The following is a 26,580-nucleotide window of genomic DNA, read 5'->3' on the forward strand; positions in this document are numbered from 1 at the left end:
CCCAGGGCGGGGGGGCGGGACGCGGGCCCGCGCGGGCCACGCCGGGCCCCCGCCCCCCGGCGCCCGGGGGGCCCCCCCCCCCCCCGTTATGTAGATGCGGACCACATCCCAGGTGTCATTGACTGATCGGTCCGTTCTGGGGCGACGGCTGTTTGAGCCAATCTGAGCTTCGAGGCGGAACAAGTTCCGCGCCTTGCGAAGTTCTTCTGCTACCTTGATTTGCAGCATCCCTTGAGTCCCCGCCGGGAAAGGGGATGTCCCGAGACCCTCAGGGCACGGTTGCCGCCGATCAAAAGCGCAATGGATACAGGACGGTACGCGCGTGATCAGGCTGGGCAGGTCTCATGCAGAGGGTCATGCCCGAGGCAATCTGAAAGATCACCGACACCGAAGTAGGGTGTGCGTCAGCGGGATGCGCATCCGGAACGGATGAGCGCCAGCTGAGGCTGGCTGGAGCGGACGAACATGGAGCAGGTCGTCCGGGAGATCCTGCATCAGCTGCGAGCGACTTGGCGTCGACGCTGGTGGATCCTCCCGATCGCATGGTTGGTCTGTGTACCGGGATGGGCCTACATACACACCATCCCGGATACCTACCAGGCCTCCAGCGAGGTCTACGTCGATACCGATTCGGTGCTGGATCCGCTGCTCAGCGGCATGGCGGTGCGCCCGGATTCCGAGCAGCGGATGAGTATGATGACCAGCACCCTGCTCAGTCGGGATAACCTCCGCGAGATCGCCCGTGCGGCCGACCTCGACGTCTTGCTAGGCCATGACGACATAGATGCCGTGGTCGAGGGTCTGCAGGGGATCGATCTTCACGGCCGGGATGAGAATATCTACACCATTTCTTTCTCGCATCGGGATCCGGAGGTGGCCTACCGCGTGGTGCGCGAGACCGGCAACCTCTTCATGGAGCGGGGTCTGGGCGATCCGCGGGGGGATCTGGTCAGTTCCCGGGAGTTCATCGAGAACCAGCTCGGGCGGTACGCCGAGGAGTTGCGTGCCAAGGAGGCGGAGATCGAGCAGTTCCGGCGTCGGCACTCGGAGGTGCTGGTCGCCGGTGGGGACTTCTACAGCCGCCTGGAGGCGGAGCGGGAGAGCCTGGAAGAGGCGGAGATCGAGCTCGAGCAGGCACGGAGCCAGTACGAGCACCTTGTGGCGCAGCTCGAGGGGGATGGCGACCAGCCCGGGTTGATGCAGCCGCGCCAATACGAGAATCCGGAGCTGGATCGGCGGATTGCCGATCTGGAATCCGAGCTCGATGAGATGCGCCGGCAGTACACCGACGCCCACCCCGATGTCCGCCACACCCAGCGGATCCTGGACGATCTGCGCGAAGAGCGTGAGGAGCAGGTTGCGGAATTGAGTGAGGAATTGCTGGCCTCACCGGTGGATCGGGTGGGCCTGGGCGACCCAAATCACCCCATGCAGATGGACTTGGCCGAGGCGGAGAGTCGGGTGGCCTCACTGGAGACCCGGGTCGAGGAGCGCCGGGCGCGGCTTGACGAGCTGGAGGCGATGTCCGACGAAGTCCCCCAGATTCAGTCCGATTACAGCCGGCTTCAGCGCGACTACGAGGCGCTGCAGAGCAGCTACGATCAACTCCGGGATCGCCTGGAGCAGGCGGTGCTAGCCGGCGAGGTGGAGACTGGCACCGACTCGGTGGACTTCCGGGTGCTGGAGCCTCCGCAGCAGCCGGGTAGCCCGGCGGCGCCCAATCGCCCGCTGCTCGCCAGTGCAGTGCTCTTCCTCGGGCTGGCGGCGGGGACCGGTTTTGCCTTCCTGCTGGCACAGGTCCGCGGGACTGTGGCCTCGCCGACCAAACTAGGCGAGCTTACCAGCCGGCCGGTGGTCGGGCAGGTCAGGCGGGTGCGGACTCCGGCGCACCGGCGGCGCCGACGGATGGAGATGGTGGTCTTCTCCTCGGCAACCAGCGCGCTCTTTGTGGCCTATGGTGTAGTGATCGGGATCGTCTTTACCTAGGAGGGAACAGGCCGATGAGCATAATCGAGCGGGCGCTGGAGAAGCGGCGGGGGAAGCAGGCCCAGCGCGCGACGGCCGAGGAAGCGGCCGAGGGTCAGGAGCTGCCGGGAGCTGCGGAGCTGGTTTCGGATGCCCCCGGGCACGAAGAGGCCGGCGCGGTGCCTGCGGGGCTGGCCGCGTCGCGCCACAGGGGCGCCGGTGAGTCGACAATTGAGCGGCCTGCGGATCGGACCATCGATTACGGCTGGCTGCGCCATCAGGGCATCCACGTCCCTGGCGATGGCCGCAGCGGGCTCGAGGAGGAGTTCCGGCTGATCAAGCGCCCGTTGCTGGATAACGCCTTCGGTCGGCACGGTACGCCGATGGTCGACGGCGGGCGGCTGATGATGGTCACCAGTGCCGTCCCCGGCGAGGGGAAGACCTTCACCACCATCAACCTGGCCTTGAGCATGGCGTTGGAGGTGGATCGGACGGTGTTGCTGGTTGACGCCGATGTGGCACGGCCCAGCATCCCGAAGGCGCTGGGGATCGAGGCCGACCGCGGCCTGATGGACGTGCTGACGGATCCGGAGGTCAGCCTTCCCGATGTGCTCCTGCGTACCGATATCCCCGATCTGACCGTGCTCGGCGCCGGGCGGCCCCATGGCCGGTCTACGGAGTTGTTGGCCAGTCAGGCCATGTCCGACCTGCTGGCCGAGATCCACGCACGCTACCCCGATCGGATCATCCTGTTCGACTCCCCTCCGCTGCTCTCCGCCAGTGAGCCCAGTGTGTTGGCTCGCCAGATGGGCCAGGTGTTGCTGGTCGTCGAGGCCGAGAGCACCGCGCAGACCGCAGTGACCCGGGCCGCTGAGTTGCTGGAAGGCTGTGACGTGGTGCTGACCATGCTCAATAAGGCAACGGGCCTCGGGGGACTTGGTTACGGCGGCTATAGCTACGGCGGCTATGGCGGGTACGGAGCCTACGCCAGTGACGTCCAGCGGGGCGCTGCAACCGGATCCGGCGGCCGTGTCGTTGAGGGGAGCTAGGCCGCGGTCCCGGACGCTTGCCGGCGGTATCGTTGCCGGGCTCCTGCTGGTCTCGGACGGGGCTTCGGCGAGCACGGAGTGGACGTTCACCCCGCGCATGACCGTCGGCCAGGAGTGGACCGACAACGCCGGCTTCGCACCGCGCGGAGCGGAAGAATCGGATTTCATCACTCTGCTGCGGCCCAGTTTTACGCTCTCCGGCGAAGGTGCCCGGGCGCAGCTGGACCTGAGCTATTCCTGGGATAACCGCTTCTACTGGGACGACAGCGACCGCGATCGCAGCACCCACAACCTGTCCGGCCGCGGCAATGCTGAACTGGTCAGTGAGTCCATCTTCGTGGATGGATCGATCCGCCGCAGCGTGCGGGCCGAGTCTGTCTTTGATCCGGTGACGCCGCGGGATCAACAAGAGACAACCCGTTACCGCGTCAGCCCCTACTGGGTCTGGCGGGTTGGGCGCTTCGCGGATCAGGAGGTGCGCTACGTCTTCGACGAGGCTCGCTACCATCGCTCGGATCGGCAGCCGCAGCAGGTCCATCGCGCGCAGTACCGCCTCGACAGCGGTCCCCAGTTCGGCCGGACATTCTGGCAGCTCAGTTCGGAGCGCACCTGGGATCGCTTCGATGATCCCGAGCGGGCCAAGGTGGATCGCTTCTTCAACGAGGCCACCCTGGGCTACCAGGTGACACCCTCGCTGCGCACAAGCGTCTCCGGCGGCGATGGCTGGAATCGAGTGGAGGATCAGCCGCAGGTGGATACCCAGAGCTGGCGGGTCAACGCCGATTGGGGGATCACCCGCAATACGCAGCTGCAGGGGAGTTACGGGCAATTCAAGGATGAGATCGACGAACGTGACCAGACCAACCGCCGAGAGCAGCGGTCGCTGACCCTGACTCACCAGGCGCCACGCTCAACTTGGCGTCTCTCGTACTCGGAGGCGCGGGCAGATGGCCTTGGGCGTTCTATAGACGAGATTGGGGTATTGACTTTTGACGATTCCCCTCCCGGTTCTGTCGGTTTCGAGATCGTTGACCGCGAGACCGATCGAGAACAAATCAGTTTCACCGAGGTCTGGCGCGGCAGCTGGGACTATTCAACCGGGCCGAATACGTTTCGCCTTGAGGTCTCCCGGCGCAAGACGGATCGGGATTTCGATCTGGTTAGTACTGTGGATGCGGATGACATTGACGATGACGTCTTTGAAGAGGATTCGGTCGATCGGGATTGGGGGGTCACAGGCAGCTGGACCTGGGCCTTTGGTGCGCGAACGCAGGCCAATCTGCGCGGCACTGCGCGAAGGCTGGAGGGGGCTACTGAGCAAATTGAGCGCGGTGGTGACACTACAGAACAGGAGCGAGAAACCGACGAGTGGCGCGTCTCGCTGGGACTCTCGCGCTCCATCGGACGCCGGACCAGTGGCGACCTCGACTTTAGCCACAGACAAAGCCGCCAGCAGGTAGATGAGGACAGCGAGCGCCGCCGCGAGAACCGAATCAGCGCCCGGCTGACCATGGAGTTCTGAGCCCCCTATGTACGAAGACTTTTACGGTCTGCGCGACAAGCCGTTCGCCCTCAGCCCCGACCCCCGGTTCTTCTATGCCAGCAAGGGCCATCGCCGTGCCATGGCCTACCTCGAGTACGGGGTCCAGCAGGGCGAGGGCTTTATCGTCATCACGGGCGAGGTGGGGGCCGGCAAGACCACCCTGGCGCGCAGCCTGCTCGGCGGCATCGTGGACCGCCCGCTGGTGGCCGCCCACCTGGTGAGTACGCGTCTGAGCGCGGATAACCTGTTGCGCCTGGTCTGCCTGGCCTTCGGCATCGAGAACCCGCCGGAGCACAAGGCTGATCAGCTGCGCGCCCTGGAGGCATTCCTGGTCCGCATCCGTGGCCGCGGCCAGCGCGCGTTGCTGGTGGTCGATGAGGCGCAGAATCTGGGCGATGCGGCGGTGGAGGAGCTGCGCATGCTCTCCAACTTCCAGGGGGAGGAGGGTGGACCGCTGCTGCAGAGCTTCCTACTCGGCCAGCCGGAGTTCCGCCGCCTGATGCGCAGCGAGAACATGCAGCAGCTGCGCCAGCGGGTCATCGCGACCTACCACCTCGGCCCCATGGACGAGGAGGACACCCGGGCGTACATCGAGCACCGCCTGCGGGAGGTGGGTTGGGCGGATGACCCAAGCTTCTCCGAGGGCGCCTGGCAGCGGATCTACGACTACACTCGAGGTATCCCCCGGCGGATCAATACGCTGTGCGACCGGCTGCTGTTGATGGGGTATCTGGAGGAGTGCCACGAGTTCTCGGTGCGCGAGGTCCAGTCGGTGATCGACGAGGTGGAGGCCGACCTCGGCGAGGCCACCTCGGACCAGGAGTCCGCGCCGGTGGCCGGGCAGGGGGAGGCCAACGGGAATGGAGCCGGTGTCGAGGTGGCAACCCTGGATCAGCGCCTGCAGCGCCTGGAGCGCTATCTGGGTTTCACCTATCGCCAGGTGCAGCAAGGGCTGGCTGTCCACCGGGAGGACCAGCAGCGACTGGACCAGCGCCTGGAGCGCATGGAGCGCTACCTGGTCTCCAACTACCGGTTGGCCCGGCAAATCGGCAGTACCGTCAAGCGCATGCTGGGGGTACGCAACGAGACGGACTAAGGGATGACCCATGCCGGCGCTAGGTGGCCGGGGGGCTCCAAGGGAACCGGGGCGCTGCCCCTGGGGGGAGTGGCTGATGGAAGGCCGTGGATCGGTCCGGGTCAACGCCTTGACCGTGGATGTTGAGGACTATTTCCAGGTTTTGGCCATGGCGCCCTACGTGCGCCGTGACCAGTGGGATCGCTGGCCGTGCCGGGTCGAGGCGAGCATGGATCGGCTGCTGCAGCTCTGCGCCGATCACGGGGTCTATGGAACGTTCTTCACCCTGGGCTGGGTGGCGGAGCGCTACCCCCACATCGTCCGACGCATCGTAGCCGCCGGGCACGAGCTGGCCAGCCACGGCCACGGGCATGAGCGCGTTTGGGAGATTGGTCCGGCGGCCTTTCGCGAGGATCTGCTGCGGGCCCGGCAGCTGCTTGAGGACATCGGCGGGGTGGCCGTGACCGGCTACCGGGCGCCGGCGTTCTCTATTGGACCCCGGACCCCCTGGGCCCGCGAGATCCTGCTGGAGACCGGACATAGCTACAGTTCCAGCGTCTACCCCATCCGTCACGATCATTACGGGGAGCCCGATGCGCCGCGGCAGGCCTACTGGCCGGACGGCCCCGCCGGGCTGTTGGAGATCCCCCCGGCCACGCTGCGGGTCTTGGGTCGGCATCTGCCGGCGGGCGGTGGCGGGTACTTCCGCCTGCTGCCGTATCGCCTATCGCGCGGCGCGCTGCGTTGGATCAGCCAGGTGGAGGGTCAGCCGGCGGTCTTCTACATCCACCCCTGGGAACTGGACCCCGGGCAGCCGCGTATCCCCGGGATCGATCTGCGCACCCGCTTCCGCCACTACCTGAATCTCGGTCGCACCGAGGAACGGCTGCATAGCCTGTTCCGGGATCTGCCTTGGGATCGCATCGATCGCGTGTTCGCCGCCGAGTTGGCCGGCTCGCGGGACTGGCCGGCGGGCCAGGAAGTCGCCGCGCAGGCGGTATGACCCTGCTGAGCATGGAGGAGCGTGTCGAATGGCAGTGCGCGTAGCAGCGTTGAAGGACGGGGACGAGGCCCGCTGGGATGCCTTCGTACTGCGCTCGGCCGAGGCCACGTTCTTCCATCGCAGCGGCTGGGCGCGGGTGCTCCGGGAGGTCTTTGGTCATGCCACGCAGTACCTCTTTGCCGAGCGCGACGGCGAGGTGGTGGGGGTCCTGCCGCTGGCCCGGGTGCGCAGTTGGCTCTTTGGGGACGCCCTAGTCTCCACCCCCTTCTGTGTCTACGGGGGCGTGGCTGCAGCGGACGAGGAGGCGCGCGCCGCGCTGGATGAGGAGGCGCAGCGGTGTGCGGAATCCCTGGGCGTCGCGCACCTGGAGTACCGCCACCGCGCCGCGGTGCATACCGACTGGCCACGCCGGGACGACCTCTACGTCACCTTTCGCAAGGCGATGGAGCCGGACGAGGACGCGAACTTTCAGGCCATCCCGCGCAAGCAGCGGCGTATGGTCCGCCAAGGCATCAAGGCTGGGCTGCAGGCAGAGTGGGAGACGGACCTGGATCGCTTCCATGCGATCTACGCGCGCAGCGTCCACCGCTTGGGGACCCCGGTCTTCCCGCGCCGCTACTTCCACGCCCTCGCCGAGGTTTTCGGCGACGACTGCCGGGTGCTAACCGTCAGCCGCGAGGGCCGCCCGGTGACCAGTGTGCTCAACTTCTACTTCCGCGACGAGGTGCTCCCCTACTACGGCGGCGGGCTTGCCGAGGCGCGCGAGGTGGCCGGCTACGACTTCCTTTACTGGGAGGTCATGCGGCGGGCCTGCGCCGAGGGGTATCAGCTTTTCGATTTTGGGCGCAGCAAACGCGATACCGGCGCCTATCATTTCAAGCGCAACTGGGGGTTCGAGCCCCAGGGGCTGAGCTACGAGTATCGGCTCTACAAACGACCGGATGTGCCGGATCACAATCCGCTCAACCCCCGCTATCAGCGGGCCATCCGGATCTGGCAGCGGCTGCCCCTGGCGGTGGCCAATCGACTCGGACCGCTGGTGGTCCGCAATCTCGGTTGAGGAGGGGGCGTGGGGGATATCCTCTTTCTGGTGCATCGGCTGCCGTGGCCGCCGAACAAGGGCGACAAGATCCGCTCTTACCATGTCCTGCACCACCTGGCCCGCCACCACCGGGTGCACCTGGGGACCTTCGTCGACGATCCGGCGGACTGGCCGTACCTGGAGCAGGTACAGGCGTGTTGCGCGGATGTCTGCGCCCGCCCTTTGCCCCGCCGCCGGGCCCAGTTGCGGGCGCTGAGCGGTCTGCTCAGCGGCGAGCCGCTGACGCTGCCCTGGTACCGGGACCGGGGGCTGGCCCGCTGGGTCCGCCGGGTCCACGACGAGGTCCCGCTCACCGCGGTGGTGGTGTTCTCCTCGTCCATGGGGCAGTACCTGCGCGAGGGAGACGACGGGCCGGTGCGGGTGGTCGATTTTGTTGATATCGACTCGGACAAGTGGCGGCAGTACGCCCAGCGGCGGGCGTGGCCGATGGCTTCGGTCTTCGCGCGGGAGGCGAGGCGGTTGCTGGACTATGAGCGGCGTCTGGCCGCGGTCAGCGATGCCAGCGTCTTCGTCTCGCCGTCGGAGGCGGAGGCGTTTCGCGGCCTGGCCCCGGAGGCGGCAGCTGCCGTCGTGCCCATGGGCAACGGGGTGGATACGGGGTATTTCGATCCGGCGGCGGTCGGTCCGAGTCCATACCCCGAGGGCCAGCGGCCGCTGGTGCTCACCGGGGCCATGGACTACTGGCCCAACGTCGACGCCGCCTGCTGGTTTGCCCGGGAGGTCCTGCCGCGGGTGCGGGCGCAGGAGCCGGCGGCCCACTTCTATGTCGTTGGCAGCCGTCCGGCCCCCGCGCTGGCTGCCCTCAACGGGCAGCCCGGCGTCACGGTGACGGGCTTTGTCGATGACGTGCGGCCGTGGATCGGGCATGCGGCCGTGGCCGTGGCGCCGCTGCGGGTGGCGCGGGGTATCCAGAACAAGGTGCTCGAGGCCATGGCGCTGGCACGGCCGGTGATCGCTTCGCCGGAGGCGCTGGAGGGGCTGCAGGTGGATCTGGACGCCGAGGTGGTCCGCGCGGCCGCCGAGCCCGGGACGATGGCTGAGGCCGTCTGCCGCCAGTTGGCTGAAGCCGGTGAGGGGATCGGCGCGGCAGCGCGCCAGCGCATCCTGCATGACTATACCTGGGAGCGGCAGCTGACGCGCCTGGATCAGCTGCTGGCCGGCGGGAAGCGCGCCGGCGTGCCCATGGAGGAAGCGTCCGCCGTGGGGGTGAGCCATGGACGGTGAGACGGTCTCCACAGTCGTGGCGGGCCAGCGCTCGGCCTGGAAGGGGCACCTGGCGGCGCTGGCGGTGGCCGGGCTGGTCCTGGCGGTGGCGTTCTTCCCTACGTACCAGTCCATCGTCGGGATCTGGTCGCGCTCGGAGACGTTCGCCCACGGCTTTCTGATCGTGCCCATTGTGCTGTTCCTGGTCTTCCGGCTCCGTCACGAGCTGGCCCGGGTGGTGCCCCAGGTTCAGCCCGTGGCGCTGCTGCCGGTCCTGGGGCTGGTGCTCGGTTGGGTCCTCGGCGCCCTGGTGGATGTGGATACGGTCCGGCACTTCGCCGCCGTCCTGCTGGTCCCGGCACTGGTCTGGCTGTTTTTGGGCAATGGGGTGGCCTGGATCCTGGTCTTCCCTTTGGCCTACCTGTTCTTCGCGGTGCCCTTTGGGGACTTTCTGGTGCCGCCGCTGATGGATGTCACCGCCGATTTCACGGTCTGGGCGGTGCAGATGACTGGTATCCCCGTCTACCGGGAAGGGCTCAACTTCGAACTGCCCACCGGTCGCTGGTCAGTGGTTGAGGCGTGCAGTGGCGTGCGCTACCTGATCGCCACCCTGGCCCTGGGTACGCTCTACGCCTACCTGGTCTACCGCAGCTGGATGCGTCGCTTGCTGTTTGTCCTTGCCTCGGCGCTGGTGCCGATCATCGCCAACGGCCTGCGCGCCTACCTGATCGTGATGATTGGCCATCTCAGTGATATGGAGTTGGCTGCCGGGGTCGACCACCTTGTCTATGGCTGGATTTTCTTTGGCTTCGTCATCGCGCTGCTCTTCTGGATCGGTACCTTCTGGCGGGAGGACGGTCCGGGAGCCGCACAACGGCGGCGGAGTGCTCCGGCCGCCGACGATGTGGTGGCCGTTGAAGGCCCGGTGCCAGCCCGCGCCGGTGGCCGGCTGTGGCTGGTGGCCCTGACCGGCGTCGCCCTGGTGGGCGCCGGGCCCTTGTATGCGCACTGGATGCATGAGCGTGATCTGGGCGCTGTGAGCGGGCTGCAGGCCGACGGCTGGGCCGCCCCCGGTTGGGAACCGGTCGAGGTGAATGCCTGGGTACCAGGCTATCGCCACGCGCGGGAGACGGTGTCGGGGGGCTTCGTCGATGAGGAGGGGATCCCGGTGGGCATCCACGTGGGTTACTACCGAGAGCAGCACCGCCACGGCAGCATGGTCGGCTGGGAGAACACGCTGGATGGGCGCGATCGCGACGGCTGGAGCCGTCGGGCCAGCGGCCGCGGTGACGTGGACGGCTGGCCCCGGCCCGCTCGGTATGAGCTCTCCGGCCCGGGCGAGCGGCTGCTGGTCTGGCGCTGGTACTGGGTGGACGGGCATCTGACGCGCAGCGCCCACGAGGTCAAGTTCCGCGAGTCCCTGTCGAGGCTGTTCGGCGGTCGGGATGACGCCGCGCTGCTCATCCTCTACGCGCGGTATGACTCCGATCCCGCGGAGGTGGAGCCAGCCCTGCGGCGGTACGCCGAGCAGGCGCTGCCCCAGGTGCTGGATACCCTTGAGCAGGTGCAGCAGCATTGAGTGTTGAGGGCCAACACTTGGCGAGGGATGGGCGGGATCCGCGGCCGCTGGTGCTGCATATCCTCTATCGCCTGGATGTCGGAGGGCTGGAGAACATCCTCGTGGAACTGGTGCGCAACAGCGCCCCAGACTCATACCGGCACGCCCTGGTCTGTCTGGCCGACTACGATGAGGACTTCCGCCGCCGCCTGCCGCCGGAGGTCCCGGTGTACGCCCTGCACCGATCGCCGGGGTGGGGGCTCGGCACCCTGGCCCGGCTCTACCGCCTGCTGCGTCAGCTCCGCCCGGATGTCGTACACACCTCCAATCTCGCCGCCCTTGAGTGTCAGCCCGTTGCCGCGCTCAGCGGGGTCCCCGCCCGGGTGCACGCCGAACACGGCTGGAATATCACCGATCTCGACGGCACCCGTCGTCGCTACCGGTGGCTGCGCCGGGGTTTGAGCCCCTGGGTTCACCGACACGTGACGGTCTCCCACCATCTGGCGGAGTACCTGATCGAGCGGGTGGGTGTGCCTCGGCAGCGGGTCCGCCACATCTACAACGGGGTGGACACCCGTCGTTACCGGGTGAGCGATGCGCAAGCGGCTTCGGGATCGGAAGATGCGGCGCCTCTGGTTATTGGCACGGTGGGGCGTCTGTGCGCGGTCAAGGATCAGGCCACGTTGATCCGCGCTTTTGCGCGCTTACTGGAGCGTGCCCCGGCATCCCCGGCTACGTGCCTGGTGCTGATCGGCGCTGGCCCGGAGGCAGACGCCCTGCGGGCCCTGGCCGGCGAGCTCGGCATCGCCGCGCAGGTCGAGTTCGCCGGCAACTCTGCGGCAGTCGCCGAGCGCCTGGCGGGATTCGACGTCTTCGTGCTCCCGTCGCTGGCGGAAGGCATCCCGGTAACCGTCCTCGAGGCCATGGCCAGCGGCCTGCCGGTGGTTGCCTCGCGGGTGGGCGGGGTGCCGGAACTGGTTCGGGACGGCGTCACCGGTACCCTCATCCCCCCTCAGGATCCGGAGCGGCTCAGTGAGGTGCTCGAAGGGTATCTGATCGATGCGCAGCGCCGCCGCAACGAAGGGCGCGCTGGCCGGGAGCGGGCCGTGGCGCACTTCTCGCTGGAGACGATGGTGGCCGCCTACGAGGGACTCTACCGTGAGCTGCTGCCCGCCGCGCCGGAACGTCTCCCGTTGGCTGGAAAGGACTGATCTGCGGTGTGTGGGATTGCCGGCATTCTGGATCGTGGTCGCGACGGGGGAGATCCGGGGCAGGAGGCCCTGATCCGGCGCATGACCGATACCCTCAGCCACCGGGGGCCTGACGCCGCCGGGGTGCACTGTGAGCCCGGTATCGCCCTGGGGCACCGGCGGCTGTCGATCATCGACCGGGCCGACGGTCAGCAGCCGCTGACCAACGAGGACGGCCGGGTCTGGACCGTCTTTAACGGCGAGATCTACAACCACGCCTACCTGCGGGAGCGACTGCAGGGGCTGGGGCACCACTTCCGCACGCGCTGTGACACCGAGGTCATCGTCCACGCCTGGGAGGCTTGGGGGGAGGCGTGTGTCGAGCACTTCCGGGGCATGTTCAGCCTGGCGGTCTGGGATGGTCGGGAGCAGACGCTCTTCCTCGCGCGTGACCGACTGGGCAAGAAGCCGCTTTGCTACGCCGAACTGGCCGATGGGCGGGTGCTCTTCGGCTCGGAGATCAAGGCGCTGCTCGCCTGTCCCGATCTGCCGCGGGATCTCGACGCCTCTGCCGTAGAGGCGTACTTCGCCTACGGCTACGTGCCGGATCCGCAGAGTATCTTCGCGGCGGTGCGCAAGCTCCCGCCGGGGCACACGCTCACGTTCCGGCGTGGTGCTGGGTTTGCGCAGCCGCGCTGCTACTGGTCGCCGCGGTTTACAGGCGACTCCGAGCTGAGTCCCGATTCGGCCGTCGAGGAGATGCGTGATCGGCTGCGCGAGGCGGTGTCCGTGCGCCTCGAATCCGAGGTCCCCCTGGGCGCCTTCCTGTCGGGGGGGGTGGATTCATCCGCCGTGGTCGCCTCGATGAGTGAACTCGGCGGGCAGCCCGTGGATGCCTGCTCCATCGCCTTCGGGGACCCCCGCTACAACGAGGCGGATCACGCCCGCAGCGTGGCCACGCACCTGGGGCTGAACCACCACCTCTACGAGTTGAGCCCGGAACGTTTTGAACTCCTTGATGAACTGGCGCTGCTCTTCGATGAGCCTTTTGCTGACCCCTCGGCGCTGCCGACCTACGAGGTCAGCCGGGTGGCCCGGCAGCACGTCACGGTTGCGCTCTCCGGGGATGGCGGCGACGAGGTGCTGGCCGGATACCGACGTTACCGGGGGTACGCCCGCGAGGCGCGGGTCCGTGATCGGCTGCCGGGGCCACTGCGCCGCCGGCTCTTCGCGCCATTGGCGCGCTGGTATCCGAAGGCCGACTGGGCGCCTCAGGTCGTTCGGGCCAAGGCCACCTTCGAGGCCCTGGCTGCGGACCCGGTGGCAGGCTATCTGCGCAGCGTGGCAGTGGTGGACGATGCGCAGCGTCAACAGCTGTTCTCCGATCAACTGCACACCGAGCTGCAGGGGTACCACGCCGTGGAGGTGCTGCGCCGGCACGCCGCGGATGCCCCTGGCCACGATCCGGTGGCCTTCGTCCAGTACCTGGATCTAAAGACCTGGCTGCCCGGGGACATCCTGACCAAGGTGGATCGCGCGAGCATGGCCCATGGCCTGGAGGTCCGCGCGCCATTGCTCGATCACACCCTAGTGGAGTGGGCCGGTGGGCTGCCAACGGACTGGAAAATCCGCGAGGGGCAGGGGAAGTGGCTGCTCAAGCGGGCGGTGGAGGATCGCTTACCCAGAGAGATCCTCTACCGGCGTAAGCAGGGGTTCGATTTGCCGGTGGCGGAGTGGTTCCGCGGACCGCTGCGGGCCCCGCTGCGCCAGGCACTCCTTGGCGAGCGGCTGGCCGATAGCGGCTTCTTTGACGTTACCCGCCTCCAGGTGCTGCTCGATGAGCATCAATCGGGGCGGCGCAACCACGCCCGCCCCCTGTGGGCGCTGCTGATGTTCGAGTCGTTCCTGCGCAGGTCTCTGGAGCGCTGAGGTACGCAGGCATTCGGGCACATCGGGCTGCAGCCAACAAGGAATGTCGAGTGTGAGGATCCTCTACCACCACCGCACCCGGGCCGAGGATGCCCAGGGCGTCCACATCCAAGCCCTGATCGAGGCCTTCCGAACCCTTGGGCACCGGGTGGATGTGGTCGAGCCCGGTCCCGCCCGGCGCCGGCGAGCCCGGGATAGCCGGCCGGCGTCGGCGGCGAAGGGGCAGGCGACCGACGGTGCGAAGTCGGGTGTCGAGGACGCCGATGCCACCCCGACCCTGGCCGGCCGGCGGATCCCCCATTGGCTCTATGAGGTGCTCGCCCTGGCCTACAACGTGCCGGCAGCGCTCATGCTGCTCCTGCGCTGCCTGCCCCGACGTCCGGATCTGATCTATGAGCGTTACGCGCTCTTCTCTTGCGCCGGTTTGCTGGTGGCCCGGTGGATCCGGCGCCCGCTGGTGCTTGAGGTCAATGCCCCGCTGAGCCTGGAGTTGCAGGAGCACGGTGATCTTGTGCTGCGCGGCCCGGCGCAGCGGATGGAGGACTGGCTCTGTCGCGAAGCGACCCGAACCGTGGTGGTGAGCCATTCCATGGCGGAGATCTTCGCCAGCCGCGGGGTCCCGCGGGGGAAACTGCTGGTTATGCCCAACGGGGTCGACAGCCGGCGGTTCCATCCAGCGGTGGACGGTTCGTCCGTGCGCAGGCGGTATGGCTTGGAGGGGTGCCGGGTGGTGGGGTTCGTTGGCTGGGTGCGGCCCTGGCACGGGGTCGATGGCCTGCTCACGGCCATGGCCGATCGCCTGCGGGGTGGGGCCACCGAGCGCGTGCTGATCGTCGGCGACGGGCCGGCGGTCCCCGCCCTGCGGCGTCAGGCCCGGGCCCTGGGGATCGAAGAGGCGGTGATCTTTACCGGGGCGGTGGCTCAGGAGGAGGTCCCGGCGCACCTGGCGGCGCTGGACATCGCCGTGCAGCCGGATGTGACCAGCTACGCTTCCCCCATCAAGCTCTTCGAGTACCTGGCCATCGGACGGGCCGTCGTGGCGCCTGATCGGCCCAATATCCGCGAGGTGATCGAGGAGGGCGTCAGTGGTCGACTGTTCCCGCCGCAAGACTGGGAGGCGTTAGGGTCGGTCCTGGCGCAACTGCTTGACGATGCAGAGGCGCGGCACTCGCTGGGCGAGGGGGCTGCGGCGCGCATCGAGCAAGGGGGATATCGCTGGGTCGATAACGCGCGCCGGGTCCTGGAGGCGGTGGACGAAAGGAATCAGCGACATGTCGTGGCGGGGGCCTAGGTCTGTGCAGGAGCCTTCCGGCCCGGATGCGGTTGCGGGCCCGCGGATTGTCGTGCTCACCCGGGTCTACCCCAACGCGGCGCAGCCGACCTTCGGCGTATTCGTCCAGGAGCGGATGGCCCGCGTTGCCCGGCACCTGCCCCTGGTGGTGGTGGCGCCGGTGCCCTGGTTCCCCGGGGAGGGACTGATCCGCTACTGGCGGCCCTGGTTCCGGCCCCGGGTGCCGCGCCACGAGCAGCGCGAGGGGATCGACGTCCATCACCCCCGCTTTCTCTGCATCCCCGGGGTGTTCAAGAGCCTGGACGGGCTGTTTCAGGCGCTCGGGGTCTTGCCGACCCTGCGGCGGCTGCGTCGCGCCGGGCAGCTGGATCTGATCGATGCGCATTTTATCTACCCCGATGGCGTAGCGGCGTGGCTGGTTGCCCGGTGGCTCGGTTGCCCCTACACCATCACGCTGCGTGGGACCATCCTGCGTATCTCGCGCACCCGGCTGGCGCGGTATCAGGCCCGCCGAGCGCTGCGTGGGGCGGCTCGGGTCTTCTCGGTCTGCGACTCGCTGCGCCAGGTTGCGCTAAGCATGGAGCCTGATCGCATCTCGGTGGAAGTCGTGCCCAACGGGATCAACCTCGACCTCTTTTATCCGGAGGACCGGTGGGCTTCCCGTCAGGCGCTGGGTATCCCGCCCGATGCCCGGGTGCTGATCACGGTGGGGACGCTCAACGAGCGCAAGGGCTTCCACCGGGTCATCGAGCAGCTACCGCAGATGCTCCAGGAGCAGCCGGATCTCTACTACCTGGCGGTGGGCGGGGGCAGCCCGGATGGCAACGACGAGGGCCGTCTGCGGGCGCTGGCGGAGCAAAAAGGGGTGGCCGACCGGGTGGTGTTCACGGGCCCTGTTCCGCCCAAGCGGCTGCGCCACTGCTATTCCGCGGCCGATCTGTTCGTCCTGCCGACCCGTTTCGAGGGGTGGGCGAACGTCTTTCTGGAGGCCTTCGCCTGCGGCCTGCCGGTGGTCGCCACTGATGTCGGCGGGAATCGCGAGGTCGTCTCCAGCGACACCCTGGGCCAGCTGGTACCGTTTGGAGATGGTCCAGCCCTGCGCCGGGCCATCCTCGATGCGCTGAGCCGGGAGTGGGATCATGCGGCGATCCTGGCATATGCCCGGCGGAACAGCTGGGCCGAGCGCATCCCGGTGCTGGTGGCGCGGCTGCAGCAGGCCGCGACTAGCCGATCAGCCCGCCCAACCCCCCCCCGCTGTAGAGGCTGAGGGCACCGAAGAACGCGATCATCAGTCCGATAAGTGCCAGGGTGAAGACGGTGATCTCCCGGCGCTGACGGCGGTATCGGGTGGGGGTGCGGACGCGACTGACCACCCCGAGCACCGGGCGCCCGGTCAGCGCAGCTAGCTGTGCCGGTGAGGCCAACGTCCCGCGGATCTGCGAGATCAGGAAAGCGACGCCGGACCCTGCACCGAGGCCGAGCAGGAGAACTCCGCTGGCGAGCAGGGGGCGGTCCGGGGCCGCGGGGCTGCTGGGTCGTTGCGGGGGCTCCAGGACCCGGAAGTCCACCGCCGCGGTCTCGGTCTCCACGGTGCCGGTGAGCACCGCCCGTTCCCGGGTGCTGAGCAGTTGCCGGTAGCTCTGCTGCAGGACCTCGTGGTCCCGCGTCAGGGCGTTGTATCGGGACTCGATGGCGGGTACCTGGTCCACCAGCTCTTTCAGGTTGGCCACACGGCGCTCGTGCTCACGCACACGGGTGTCCATGGCGGCCGCCTGGCTCTCGGCCTCGGCCAGGGCCAGGCGCACCGGGGTGTCGATGCCGGAGAGCTCCAGGCCGCCCTCGCTCATGGCGAGCTCGACGCTATTGCGCCGCTCCTCCTCCAGGTCTTCGAGGATGCGCCGGGTCTGCACGACGTCCGGATGCGAGTCGGTAAAGTGCCGGCGCATCTCATCCAGTTGCGAATGCAGGCGGCTGATCCTTTCATCCAGGCGGGGGTCGCTCAAACTGCTGTCGGATGGCAGCGAGCTGCGCCCCTCGTCCAGGCGCGCCTGCAGGGTCTCCACCCGGCGCAGGTGCTCCTCGCGCTCCAGGCGGGTCTGCGCCAGCACCTCGCGGGCCCGTTCCAGCCGTGCGTAGTAGTTCCCGCCGGCGCTGAGCAGGGCGACATGCTCCCGCTTGAAGGCTTCGATCTCCTCCTCCTTGTCACGCAGTAGTTGGGCGTAGCGCCCTAGCTGCCGCTCGATGAAGCTCTGGGAGCTGAGCAAGTCGGTACGCGAGTCTCCCAGGCCCCGTTCCATGAAGAGGTTGGAGGTTTCGCGCACCACGCGGTAGGCGACCTCCGGGTCCCGGTGCGAGAAGGAGATGGTGTAGATGTTGTCACGCCCCTGGCTGCGCAGCTGGATCCCACCACGCAGTGTGTTGATCAGGGCCTGCTCGTTGTCCTGGCCGAGGAGGACGTCCAGATCCGATTGCCGGGCGATGTCACGAAGGTTGTCGTTGCTCAGCAGGGTTGCGGACATCATCCGCATGCGCTGATCGGTGTCCGGGCGGACGGTCATGCCGCGCAGCAGCGGGTCGAGCACGGATTGGGTGTTGACGTAGACGCGGCTGGAGGACTGGTAGACGTCGGGGAGGGTGTGGATGTAGGTCCAGCCGCTTAGGCAGATGACCCAGGCGAACGGAACGATCCACCAGCGGCGATGCCAGATCGCACGCAGGTACTGAATAAGGTCCTTATAAAGCTGCTCCAGCCCCACGGCCTGCTCCCCCACGTCAGTCCTCGGCCTGCGGGCCGAGTCGCGGCGGTCCCCGCAACCGCCTCAACGAAGGAGTATAGCCGCTCTTTAAGAAACGAGAGGGTCTAAAAACCTTCCGCCGGCCTGAGGCCGGCGGAAGGCGACCGGATGCCTTAAGACAGATGAGAGCGTTTTACTTGCCCTCGTCGTCCGGCGACACCTTGTCGGAGAGCTTCTGCGAGTACTCACCGAGCACTGGCACCTCCCAATCCTTGCTCTGGAAGGCGTTGAAGGCCATGAACAGCAGGCCGATCAGACCCACCCAGAACACCAGGGGCATGCCGGCGAAGGCGGCGTTGAGGATCGCCACGCAGATCCAGACCACGGCGATGACCGCGGAGATCGCCAGGGACTGTGCGGCATGGAAGCGCACGAACGGGTCCGCGCGATCGAGCAGCAGGAAGATCGCCCCCGTAACGGGACCGCCGACGTAGGAGAGGCCGGCAGCGAAGTGGCGCGGCAGCCCGGAGTTGCCGAGGAAGGCCTCGGCGCTATCGCTGCTGCTCTTGCCGGAATCGGAAGCCGCCGAGCTCGCCGTTGTGGAGCTGCTGGTGGTCGAGGCGGAGCTGCTCGCCTTGCTGCTGGCAGTGCTGCTCGTGCCCTTGCCGGCACTGCCCTGCTCGGCAGCGGTCTCCACCGTGCCGGACTTGGCAGCTTCGGACTTGGCGCTCTCGGACTTGGTGGTGCCGGCCTTGGCCGTGCTACCCGTGGATTTGGTGGTGCTGCTCTTGGTGCTCGTTTCCGAGGTTTTCTTGGTCGATTTGTCGTTCATGTCCTCGCTCATTCTGGACACCTCCATGAAAAAGCCCGATCAGGGCGAATCATACCCCCGGCCCGTCGTTACAATACCGAGGAGCGATAACCTCCGCAAACCGCAGTTCCGGGCCGCCCCCTGTTGATTCCCGCGGGTAACCACCATTGCGCGCGGCCCATCGGTTGCCTTTGTGCAACAGGATGTTAGGCGAAACCCGGGGGGTTCCACTGATCCATCATGCGCTCTCTTGCCACATCCAATCGTTTCGACATCAGCGCCGAAAAGCGTTTCAGAATCTGATATCCGAAAGCCGGATCCGCCTCGCAGCGCGCGATGATTGCAGCGCCGTCGAACTCCAGCAATTCGGTTTTATCCTCGGCGCGGGCGTTGAAATTCCAGCGGTACGGGGGAATCAGCCAGGACCAGCCAAGGATCTGATCGGCCCCCAGGTGCTGGACCTCCAGCGTGGGCCCGCTGATCGCCGGGACCTCGAGCACGACATCACCGGAGCGGATCAGGTAGAAGGCGCGCGCGGCGTCGCCGTGGCGGAACAGCACCTCATCCCGCTCCAGGGTGCGAGGGCTGGCGCATTCGGCCAGGAACTCCACGTGGGCGCGCTCCAGCCCCTCGAAGAACTCCTGATCGGACAGGATGTTGGCAATCGTTGCGGGCATGGTGCGTGCCTCCTGGGGCGGATGGTCCGCCGCCGCCGGCCCCGCGCCCGGCCGATCGACGGGAACGGCTCAGCTTGCAATCCGCGATGGCTCCGGCCATCGGCGCTCTTCGCGCTCCCCACTGTAAAGGTAATCGCGTGTCAAAGGCACTGCGTCTTGCTGCCGCGCCAGCTGCAGCTGCAGGACCATCATGCCGCGCCAGCGGAAGGCGGCTTCGCTGACCGCCAGGTAGAATTCCCACATGCGGCAGAACGACTCACTCTTGGCGGCGGCCACGCGTCCGCGGATGCGCTGGAAGCGTGCCTGCCAGTTGGCCAGGGTGTAGGCGTAGTGCAGCCGGAGGACCTCGATGTCCGTGGTGCGAATGCCCACGCGCTCCACCGAACTCATGACCTCGGAGGTGGCCGGGATATAGCCGCCGGGGAAGATGTAACGCCGGATCCATGGGTTGGTCACGCCGGGCGGATTGAAGCGCCCGATGCTGTGGACCAGTGCCACACCGTCTTCGGTGAGCAGTCGGCGGATGGTGTCGAAGTAGGTGTCGTAGAAGGGCGCCCCCACGTGCTCGAACATGCCGACACTGACGATGCGCTCGAACGGTCCGGTCACGTCGCGGTAGTCCTGCAGCCGGATCTCGACGCGGTCGGCCACGCCCGCCTGCCGGACGCGTTCCTGCGCCAGGCGCTGCTGCTCGCTCGACAGGGTCAGGCCCACCACTTCGACCTGTTCATGGCGGGCCAGGTGGATCGCCATCGAACCCCAGCCACAGCCGATATCGAGCACGCGGTCGCCGGGCCGCAGGCACAGCTTGCGGCGGATGTGGGCGGCCTTGGCGCGCTGCGCCGACTCGAGGTCCATGTCCGGATCCTCGAAGTAGGCGCAGGAGTAGTGCATATCGGCGTCCAGGAAGTTCTGGAACAGCCAGTCGTCCAGGTCGTAATGGGAGGCGATGTTCCGCCGCGCCGCGGCCGCTCGGTTCCACTGCTGCAGCGGGCGCGCGGCCCACAGCAGCCAGGCCTTGACGCCGCGGGCGCGTGGTGGCGGGAAGTTGTTCAGCAGCACCTCGAGGACGCCGAGCAGCCCGCCTTCACCGGGGCTCCAGTCGCCGTCCATGTAGGTCTGGCCGAGCATGAACTCCGGATCGAGGGCGATGCGCCGCAGGGTGCGCCGGCGATGGATGTGCATCACCCCGTGCGGCGGGCCGCCGTCCCCGTAGGCGCACTGCTCTCCGTCGTCATAGCGCAGCTCCAGGGTCCCGCGACGGATTCGTCGACCAAGTCGTTGTTCTACCCATTTCATCGACACGACTCCATGATGTCTGTCTGGGCGACCCGGTTCCGGAGGCCGGACACACGGCACTCCTCCCAGTTTGGCTCAGGAATTCAATGGTGTTGCAGGGGGTGGCCGGGACGCAGGCGCGCACCCCCGTGCGCCGTATCGCCGCGCCTAGCGGCGCAGTGCGCGTCGGGCGCGGACGAGGCTGCGGTACCAGTCGCGCCGGGGCAGCGGCACCGGCGTCGGGCGGCGGCTGAGCAGGCTCACCTGGCTGGCCTGCTCGCTGAGCTGCTGCCCGCGGGAGATGGTCGCCAGAACCCGCTCGCGGGCGCCGTAGGTCTCGGTCAGGAACCGCCTCCCGTCCTCGGTGAGTTCCACGTGGTAGTGGCGGACCAGGGCAAGTGCCAGCTGCTCAGCGGAGCGGCTCAGGTCCTCTTCGACGCTGGCGGCCATCGCCTCGCCGAGGTCGCGTTTCTCCCGGGCGCTCATGCCCGGCTCGAGGCCGCCAAGGTAGCTCGCGTTGGTGGCCCCCAGGCCGCGTTGGACCTCGGGCCGGGAGAGCTGGATGTGCGGTTCCAGGGCCAGCGCGGTCTCAACGGCCAGGTGCCGGGCTCGGTGGGGGGTCAGATCGCGCACCTGCTCGCGGGGGCGGCGGGGCTGCGCGTCGCTGCGCAACCACTCCAGCCCTTCGTCGCGCAGGTGACGCATGATCTGCTGGCAGACGGTCTGCCGGGCGTCCTCGTCCAGGGCGACCGTCCGCTCGACGATGCGCAGGCCCCGGCCGCCCCGGCTGGTGCGCAGTCGCTGCGGATCCCCGGGCAGGGTTCCGGCAAGGTCGTTCCAGCGCTCGGTGGCCTTAAGCAGTTCCGCGTGGGCAGTGCCTAGGGTGACCAGGGCCTCTCGGGCCGAGCGGTACAGCGACAGCGCCGTGCCCAGGGTGTCCGCGGTGCGTGCCAGGCGCTCGCGGCTGGCCCGGTCCAGGGCCCGGCGTTGCTCCAGGGCCTGCAGACGGTCGATGCGCATCTGCAGGTCGTCCATGGCGGCCATGACGCGTTCCAGCAGTTTATTGGAAGGCAACTCTTCGGGGACCAGCTCGTAGGGCAGGGCGTCGGCCTCGATCAGCCAGGCGGCGAGTGCGCGGATGCGGTTGTCGCTGGCGGCCTGGGCCAGGCGATAGCGGCTGCGTGCGGTCTCCAGGGTCTCCAGGGCGCGGGCAAGCTGCCATCGCCCGCGGTAGGTGAACGTGAGGATGGGGATCTCGCGGCCGTTGATCAGCTCGAAGGCCAACCCGAGCATGTCCTCCACGTCGCCCATGGTGATCAGCAGCGGGTTATCCTCCTCGAAACCCGCCAGTACGCGTTCGATAAAGGCCTCGTTGCGCGCGATGCCGGCTCGCAGCTGGGGCACTTCACCGAGGAAGCGCTCGCGCAGGGCGCTGGCGGCCAGTGGGGCCTCCGGCCGGATCTGCTGGTACGCGGTATCGAAGAGTTCCTCGTGCTGGGCGTTGAGGTCCCGGATGCGGGTGAACAGGCCCGAGCGGCGGTAGCTCTCAATACGCGCGAGGACCTCGCCGAGCTGGCGATCGCCGGTGAGGTCCTGGCAGGCCAGGCCGATCCCGGCCGGTGAGAGGTCAACCCGGCGCAGGAGCTGGCGGGCTGCTTCGCTGCGCCGCGCCTGGCCGCTGAGGCCGGCCACATGAAGATCCCGGCTGGCCAGGATCAGGTCGCCGAGGTGATCGATGGTGCTGGATACATCGGCCTGGGCGCGTTCCTGGGCCGGCCCCCAGGTGCTGTCGTATACGATCTTGGCCAGCAGGCCGATCAGGCCGGAGAGGATGGTGAAGGTCGTGAAGTAGATCAGCAGCTGGGTGTGGGGGGGATGACCGTAGGCCACCCAGTAGCCGCCGGTCAGCCCCAGGCCGGTGACCGGGCCGGCGGTCCAGGCCAGGCTGAGCAGCGAGCGGGAGATGCGCACCCGGCGCACGGCGCGGGACCATTGCTCCAGGCGCTCATTGGCCTCCCGATCCAGTGAAACGCCACGAGGCTGCTCGTCAGCTGACGAACCGTCGGGCGGCTTTTTCTTCCAGCGCAGCAGCGACACCGGGGCGACTTAGCGGAATTTCCGCTCGTACTCTTCGAGCAGGGGCGCGGCCAGATCCAGCGGGATGGCGTAGCTGATGCCGCTGGGCTCGCGTACGGCCGCCTCGCGCCCGCCCTGGACAAAGACCTTGTTGAGCACCGCATAGACCTGCCCGGTGGCCGTATCGTAGACCGGGCTGCCGCTGTTGCCCGGGTAGGCGGTGCCGTCGAGCTGAAAGACCATCGGCGGTTGCTCGCGGCGCAGACGGGCGACCTGGCCGGGATCGAGCTGGTCATCGCGCTGCGCGGGCAGGGCCAGCGGGGTGCGGGCCGAGATGATCGCGGTGTGCGTGACGGGGTAGAAGCCGATGACCATGCCGATGGGGAACCCGGTGTAGGCCACCTGGTTGCCGGGGCGCAGATCGTCGGGGTTGCCCAGGCTCAGTGCCGGCAACGGATCGCCGTCGATGCGCACAATGGCGAGGTCGTGGGCCCGGGAGTGGGCCACCGTCTCCGCGGCACGGACCTCCGGCGAGCCCGGTTCACCAACCAGCACGATCAGTTGTTCGCGCCGTTCCTCATCCAGGCGCTCGGGCAGTACATGCTGGTTGGTCAGCACTGCCTTGCCATCCGCGATCACGAAGCCGGTGCCGCGGAAATCGACCCGCGGGTTGCGGGTCGGCGCATGGGTGCCCACGCCAACCACGGACGGGGCGATGGTCTCGATCGTATCCGCGAGTTGATCCGCGGCTTGGCTGGCGGGTGTTACGGCATAGGCGAGGAGCAGCATGGCAGAGAGGCTGAACAGCCAAGTGCGGTCAGCGCGGCGGGGGCTTCGCGTCATCCTTGCTGGCTCCCAAGAGGGTTTTATAAACGTTTGAGCGGACGCTTCGTCTACCGTCGAGCAAAGCCGCCGCGGGTAGCATAACACCTGGCTCGAACGAGGCGAGGCACGACTAGACTCAGGATAGCGCATACACGCGATTGCTGACCCAACTGCTGAGGTCGCCCGCCGTGAACAAACTGACTGGACTGCGTCTCGGCCTCCTCTTCGGGGACCCGCGTCTGCCCTACGCCTACGGCCCCTACGGACGGATCGGCCCCGAGGAGCTGGCGGCGGCGGAGGAGGCCAAGCGAGTGCTGGCGGCCCTGCCCGGAGTGAGCCTGCGCGTTTTCGATGACCACGAGCGGCTGATCGATGATCTGCGTGACCATCCGCCGGACCTGGCGGTGAACTTCTGCGACAACGGTTACCGCAACCGCCTGGAACTCGAGGCCAGCATCCCGGCACTGCTGGAGATGCTCGCCATCCCCTACACCGGGACCACGGCTACGGCCATGGGGCTGGGGCGGGACAAGGGGGCGGTGCGCGCCCTAGCCGCCGGACTGGGGGTGGCGGTGCCCGAGGAGTGGCTCATCGATCTGCGCGACCCGCGCCCGGTGGTGCCGAAGCGCTACCCGGTGCTGATCAAGCCGAACGACAGCTGCGGCAGCATCGGCATGGAGCCCGATTGCGTGGTGCGGGACGCCCGTCAGGCGCGGGCCTATCTGCGCCGTCTGGCTGGATCCGGGGTGGTCTGGGCGCTGGCCCAGGAGTTCCTCCCCGGGGCGGAGTACACGGTGGGGCTGGTCGGCAACCCGGCCACCAGGCTGTCGGTCCTGCCGCCGCTGGTCGTCGACTATTCGGCGCTGCCCCCGGAACTGCCGCCGATCCTCTCCTACGGCTCCAAGACCGACCCCGAATCCGCCTACTACCGGTCGCTGCGCTTCGCCCCGGCGCGACTCGACGAGGCCAAACGGGTCGGGCTCGAGCAGGCCGCGCGGCAGCTGTTCGCGCGGCTGGGGGCGCGGGACTATGCGCGGGTGGATTTCCGTGAGGATGCCGAGGGGAAGCCGCGGCTGCTCGATTTCAACAACCACCCCGCCTGGGGGCCGGAGGGGAAACTGGCGATGATGGCCGGATATGCCGGCTTCAGCTACGCCGAACTCCTCGGGCAGATCGTCCAGGCCGCCGTGGAGCGCTACGGCGCCGCAGGGCGGCCGCTCGGGGGGCAGATCTAGAGCAGCTGTCTTGGGATCCACTCGTCGTAGTCGCGGTGGAAGATGCGTGCCCCGTTCTCGAAGACCTCTAGCTCGGCGCTGACCCGGAAGTGTTCGGCGGTAGCGCTCATGCGGGTCTGGCAGGTCACCCGCACGTCCCAGTCCTCGCGGTGTAGGCGGGCATCGAGGTCGATCAGGGCCTGGGCCGACAGGGGATCGGTCTCGTTGATGCGGAAGGTGCGCCGGATGGTGTGGCCGACGGTGAGATCGATCTCCTCGAGCCGCGCCAGGGCAGCACCCTCCAGATCGGCGGCGTCGCCGAAGGTGCTGTAGATCGTCTCGTTGGTGGTTAGATCGTGTTCCACCGTCCGGTGCGGATCGACCCACTCGAGTGCCGTGGGTTCGGCGCCGGGGCCGCGCTCAGGCGGTGCGAAGGGGGCCAGGGATCGATCCAGGGCGCTGGGCGGGCGTTCCGGGAGCTCGAGGGTGCTGACCCCGGTATGGACCGTCAGGGCCACGGGCTCGGGCGAAGGCCAGATCAAGGGCCAATAGGTGGTGGAGATGCTGAGCCGCAGGGTGTGGCCGGCCGGGAAGGCGTAGGCGATGTCGTTCAGGGTGATCCGCACCCGGTACCGCTCGCCGGGCTCGAGCGGTCGCGGCTGCTCGTGGCCGTCGCGATGGCAGAGGTTCAGCGCCCCGTAGCTTACCCGGGATGAGGTGCCGTCCGGGGCGACGTCATTGAGGCGAATCACCGCCATCGCCACCGGGCGGTCCACGGACAAGACCAGGTCCACCCGGGGTGCACCAAGGATCTCCAGCCGCCGGGGGAGCGGGTCCGAGTCGAAGACCAGGGACTTGCCGTCATCCTCGCGCTGGTCCAGGGGGCCCTCGCCCTCGGCCCCGTAGCCGTAGAACTCGCCGCCCTTGAGCCCGGTGGTTTGCGGCGAGCGCACGCGCACCGCGTCCTCGGGATCGTCCGGCGTCTCACCCAGGGCGCCGACGTTCAGGTGCCATCGGCGGGCCTGGATGCGCGGCGAGGGCCATTCGGTCTCGGCCACCCAGCGTCCCGGCCGGTACTCCAGGTAGGGCGAGGGCGGCACCCACTCCTCCAGCCAGACCCGCAGCATGGGCTCGTCCATGATCCCCGTCTCGATGCCCTTGAGCCAGTGATCCCACCAGCGCACGGCCTCCTGGAACATGCCGATCCGCGGCCCGGGCACCGCGGCATGGGGGAAAGCGTGGGGCCAGGGGCCGATCAACCCTTTGCGCGGTGCGCTCAGGCCGGCCATCAGCCGAGGGATGGCGTTGACATAGCCATCCGACCAGCCGCCCACCGCGTAGACGGCGCATTCGATGGCTGCGTAGTCCTCGCAGACCGAGCCGTGGCGCCAGTAGCCGTCACGATGGGGGTGCTGGAGCCAGACCGCCGGGAACAGGCGCAGGCTGTCGAGTCGCTGCTGCCACTGTTCGCGCCAGTTGGCGCCGGCGATGGCCGGGTCCGGTGGCCAGGCCGCCAGGCTGAAGAAACTCGAGCCCCAGGTCAGGTTCTCATTGAGCAGGCAGCCGCCCTTGTAGTGGGCGTCATCGGCGTAGCGGTCGTCGGTGGAGCACATGGTGAGGATGGCGCGCAGTCCGGGTGGACGCCGGGCGGCGACCTGCAGGGCGTTGAACCCTCCCCAAGAGAGGCCCATCATGCCGACGTTGCCGTCGCACCACGCCTGTTCGCGGATCCAGGCGATGGCGTCCACCGCATCGTCCTGTTCCTGCTCCAGGTATTCGTCGAGCAGCACCCCCTCGGAGTCGCCGGTCCCGCGCAGATCCAGGCGGATGGAGGCGTAGCCGTGGCCGGCGAAGTAGTGGTGCAACGGCTCGTCGCGCAGACGGGTGAAGTCGCGCTTGCGGTAGGGCATGTACTCGAGCACCGCGGGGACCGGGGAGCGCTCCGCGTCCTCGGGCAACCACACCCGCGCCGCCAGGCGGACCCCGTCGCGCATCGGGATCCACAGGTTCTCGATGACCCGGATGTTCTGCGGGAACGCCTCGACGATGCGCATGG

At 68.0% G+C, this 26,580-nt stretch carries 20 protein-coding genes; 13 read left to right on the plus strand and 7 right to left on the minus strand.

The features are described from left to right. Positions 1–465 precede the first annotated feature (465 nt). The 12 genes from LRG10_RS11985 (at position 466) to LRG10_RS12040 (ending at position 16,175) form a co-directional block, all read left to right on the plus strand. Positions 466–1,986 (plus strand): XrtA system polysaccharide chain length determinant, encoded by a 1,521-nt coding sequence (locus LRG10_RS11985; protein WP_238635684.1) that lies wholly within the window; start codon positions 466–468, stop codon positions 1,984–1,986. 14 nt (positions 1,987–2,000) lie between these two features. Next, positions 2,001–3,014: an XrtA-associated tyrosine autokinase gene (locus LRG10_RS11990; protein ID WP_238635685.1), complete on the plus strand. Its 1,014-nt coding sequence runs from the start codon at positions 2,001–2,003 to the stop codon at positions 3,012–3,014. Continuing rightward, positions 2,956–4,536, plus strand: a complete 1,581-nt coding sequence (locus tag LRG10_RS11995) for a TIGR03016 family PEP-CTERM system-associated outer membrane protein (protein ID WP_238635686.1) — start codon at positions 2,956–2,958, stop codon at positions 4,534–4,536. The genes LRG10_RS11990 and LRG10_RS11995 overlap by 59 nt, the downstream gene beginning before the upstream one ends. Before the next feature lie 7 nt (positions 4,537–4,543). Further along, positions 4,544–5,653, plus strand: a complete 1,110-nt coding sequence (locus LRG10_RS12000) for an XrtA/PEP-CTERM system-associated ATPase (protein ID WP_238635687.1) — start codon at positions 4,544–4,546, stop codon at positions 5,651–5,653. A gap of 76 nt (positions 5,654–5,729) precedes the next feature. Next, positions 5,730–6,635, plus strand: a complete 906-nt coding sequence (locus LRG10_RS12005; RefSeq protein ID WP_238635688.1) for an XrtA system polysaccharide deacetylase — start codon at positions 5,730–5,732, stop codon at positions 6,633–6,635. 28 nt (positions 6,636–6,663) lie between these two features. Then, positions 6,664–7,695 (plus strand): FemAB family XrtA/PEP-CTERM system-associated protein, encoded by a 1,032-nt coding sequence (locus tag LRG10_RS12010; protein WP_238635689.1) that lies wholly within the window; start codon positions 6,664–6,666, stop codon positions 7,693–7,695. A gap of 9 nt (positions 7,696–7,704) precedes the next feature. Further along, complete coding sequence (locus tag LRG10_RS12015) at positions 7,705–8,961, plus strand: TIGR03087 family PEP-CTERM/XrtA system glycosyltransferase (RefSeq protein ID WP_238635690.1); 1,257 nt, start codon at positions 7,705–7,707, stop codon at positions 8,959–8,961. Continuing rightward, positions 8,951–10,519: an exosortase A gene (gene xrtA, locus LRG10_RS12020; RefSeq protein WP_238635691.1), complete on the plus strand. Its 1,569-nt coding sequence runs from the start codon at positions 8,951–8,953 to the stop codon at positions 10,517–10,519. Before LRG10_RS12015 ends, xrtA begins: the two co-directional genes overlap by 11 nt. Continuing rightward, positions 10,516–11,709: a TIGR03088 family PEP-CTERM/XrtA system glycosyltransferase gene (locus tag LRG10_RS12025; RefSeq protein ID WP_238635692.1), complete on the plus strand. Its 1,194-nt coding sequence runs from the start codon at positions 10,516–10,518 to the stop codon at positions 11,707–11,709. Before xrtA ends, LRG10_RS12025 begins: the two co-directional genes overlap by 4 nt. Before the next feature lie 6 nt (positions 11,710–11,715). Continuing rightward, the gene (locus LRG10_RS12030) at positions 11,716–13,617 is read left to right on the plus strand and encodes an XrtA/PEP-CTERM system amidotransferase (RefSeq protein ID WP_238635693.1); all 1,902 of its coding nucleotides are present in this window, start codon (positions 11,716–11,718) and stop codon (positions 13,615–13,617) included. A 52-nt stretch (positions 13,618–13,669) separates the two neighbouring features. After that, positions 13,670–14,908, plus strand: coding sequence for a glycosyltransferase family 4 protein (locus LRG10_RS12035; RefSeq protein ID WP_238635694.1), 1,239 nt, complete (start codon positions 13,670–13,672; stop codon positions 14,906–14,908). 4 nt (positions 14,909–14,912) lie between these two features. Beyond that, positions 14,913–16,175, plus strand: coding sequence for a glycosyltransferase (locus tag LRG10_RS12040; RefSeq protein WP_238635695.1), 1,263 nt, complete (start codon positions 14,913–14,915; stop codon positions 16,173–16,175). Here LRG10_RS12040 and LRG10_RS12045 read toward each other — a convergent pair. From LRG10_RS12045 to LRG10_RS12070, 6 genes are all read right to left on the minus strand, one after another. After that, positions 16,132–17,658, minus strand: a complete 1,527-nt coding sequence (locus tag LRG10_RS12045) for an XrtA system polysaccharide chain length determinant (RefSeq protein WP_238635711.1) — start codon at positions 17,656–17,658, stop codon at positions 16,132–16,134. The two genes, LRG10_RS12040 and LRG10_RS12045, sit on opposite strands and share 44 nt — an antisense overlap. Positions 17,659–17,836: 178 nt before the next feature. After that, a complete protein-coding gene (locus tag LRG10_RS12050; protein ID WP_238635696.1) occupies positions 17,837–18,487 on the minus strand; it encodes a DUF4870 domain-containing protein in 651 nt (216 codons plus the stop codon). A 173-nt stretch (positions 18,488–18,660) separates the two neighbouring features. Beyond that, positions 18,661–19,131 carry a Crp/Fnr family transcriptional regulator gene (locus LRG10_RS12055; protein ID WP_201170711.1) on the minus strand — a complete coding sequence of 157 codons (471 nt, stop codon included), beginning with the start codon at positions 19,129–19,131 and terminating at the stop codon, positions 18,661–18,663. A gap of 69 nt (positions 19,132–19,200) precedes the next feature. Then, positions 19,201–20,430: a cyclopropane-fatty-acyl-phospholipid synthase family protein gene (locus LRG10_RS12060; RefSeq protein WP_238635697.1), complete on the minus strand. Its 1,230-nt coding sequence runs from the start codon at positions 20,428–20,430 to the stop codon at positions 19,201–19,203. A gap of 147 nt (positions 20,431–20,577) precedes the next feature. Further along, positions 20,578–22,506, minus strand: coding sequence for a hypothetical protein (locus LRG10_RS12065; RefSeq protein WP_238635698.1), 1,929 nt, complete (start codon positions 22,504–22,506; stop codon positions 20,578–20,580). 9 nt (positions 22,507–22,515) lie between these two features. Beyond that, the gene (locus LRG10_RS12070) at positions 22,516–23,328 is read right to left on the minus strand and encodes a serine protease (RefSeq protein ID WP_238635699.1); all 813 of its coding nucleotides are present in this window, start codon (positions 23,326–23,328) and stop codon (positions 22,516–22,518) included. A gap of 170 nt (positions 23,329–23,498) precedes the next feature. Here LRG10_RS12070 and LRG10_RS12075 point away from each other — a divergent pair, with 170 nt between their 5' ends. Next, positions 23,499–24,545, plus strand: a complete 1,047-nt coding sequence (locus LRG10_RS12075) for a D-alanine--D-alanine ligase (protein ID WP_238635700.1) — start codon at positions 23,499–23,501, stop codon at positions 24,543–24,545. Here LRG10_RS12075 and LRG10_RS12080 read toward each other — a convergent pair. Then, positions 24,542–26,578 carry a CocE/NonD family hydrolase gene (locus LRG10_RS12080; RefSeq protein ID WP_238635701.1) on the minus strand — a complete coding sequence of 679 codons (2,037 nt, stop codon included), beginning with the start codon at positions 26,576–26,578 and terminating at the stop codon, positions 24,542–24,544. The two genes, LRG10_RS12075 and LRG10_RS12080, sit on opposite strands and share 4 nt — an antisense overlap. Positions 26,579–26,580 lie beyond the last annotated feature (2 nt).

It is taken from the genome of Halorhodospira sp. 9628, from assembly GCF_022228075.1.
GTDB classification, from domain to species: Bacteria; Pseudomonadota; Gammaproteobacteria; order Nitrococcales; family Halorhodospiraceae; genus Halorhodospira; species Halorhodospira halophila_A.

Excerpts from the sequence above, each read along its gene's own strand:
- LRG10_RS12055 (WP_201170711.1), bottom strand. The coding sequence starts at position 19,131 with ATGCCCGCAACGATTGCCAACATCCTGTCCGATCAGGAGTTCTTCGAG.
- LRG10_RS12005 (WP_238635688.1), top strand. The coding sequence starts at position 5,730 with ATGGAAGGCCGTGGATCGGTCCGGGTCAACGCCTTGACCGTGGATGTT.
- LRG10_RS12050 (WP_238635696.1), bottom strand. The coding sequence starts at position 18,487 with ATGAGCGAGGACATGAACGACAAATCGACCAAGAAAACCTCGGAAACG.
- xrtA (WP_238635691.1), top strand. The coding sequence starts at position 8,951 with ATGGACGGTGAGACGGTCTCCACAGTCGTGGCGGGCCAGCGCTCGGCC.
- LRG10_RS12060 (WP_238635697.1), bottom strand. The coding sequence starts at position 20,430 with ATGAAATGGGTAGAACAACGACTTGGTCGACGAATCCGTCGCGGGACC.
- LRG10_RS12080 (WP_238635701.1), bottom strand. The coding sequence starts at position 26,578 with ATGCGCATCGTCGAGGCGTTCCCGCAGAACATCCGGGTCATCGAGAAC.
- LRG10_RS12000 (WP_238635687.1), top strand. The coding sequence starts at position 4,544 with ATGTACGAAGACTTTTACGGTCTGCGCGACAAGCCGTTCGCCCTCAGC.
- LRG10_RS12010 (WP_238635689.1), top strand. The coding sequence starts at position 6,664 with ATGGCAGTGCGCGTAGCAGCGTTGAAGGACGGGGACGAGGCCCGCTGG.
- LRG10_RS11985 (WP_238635684.1), top strand. The coding sequence starts at position 466 with ATGGAGCAGGTCGTCCGGGAGATCCTGCATCAGCTGCGAGCGACTTGG.
- LRG10_RS11990 (WP_238635685.1), top strand. The coding sequence starts at position 2,001 with ATGAGCATAATCGAGCGGGCGCTGGAGAAGCGGCGGGGGAAGCAGGCC.
- LRG10_RS12070 (WP_238635699.1), bottom strand. The coding sequence starts at position 23,328 with ATGACGCGAAGCCCCCGCCGCGCTGACCGCACTTGGCTGTTCAGCCTC.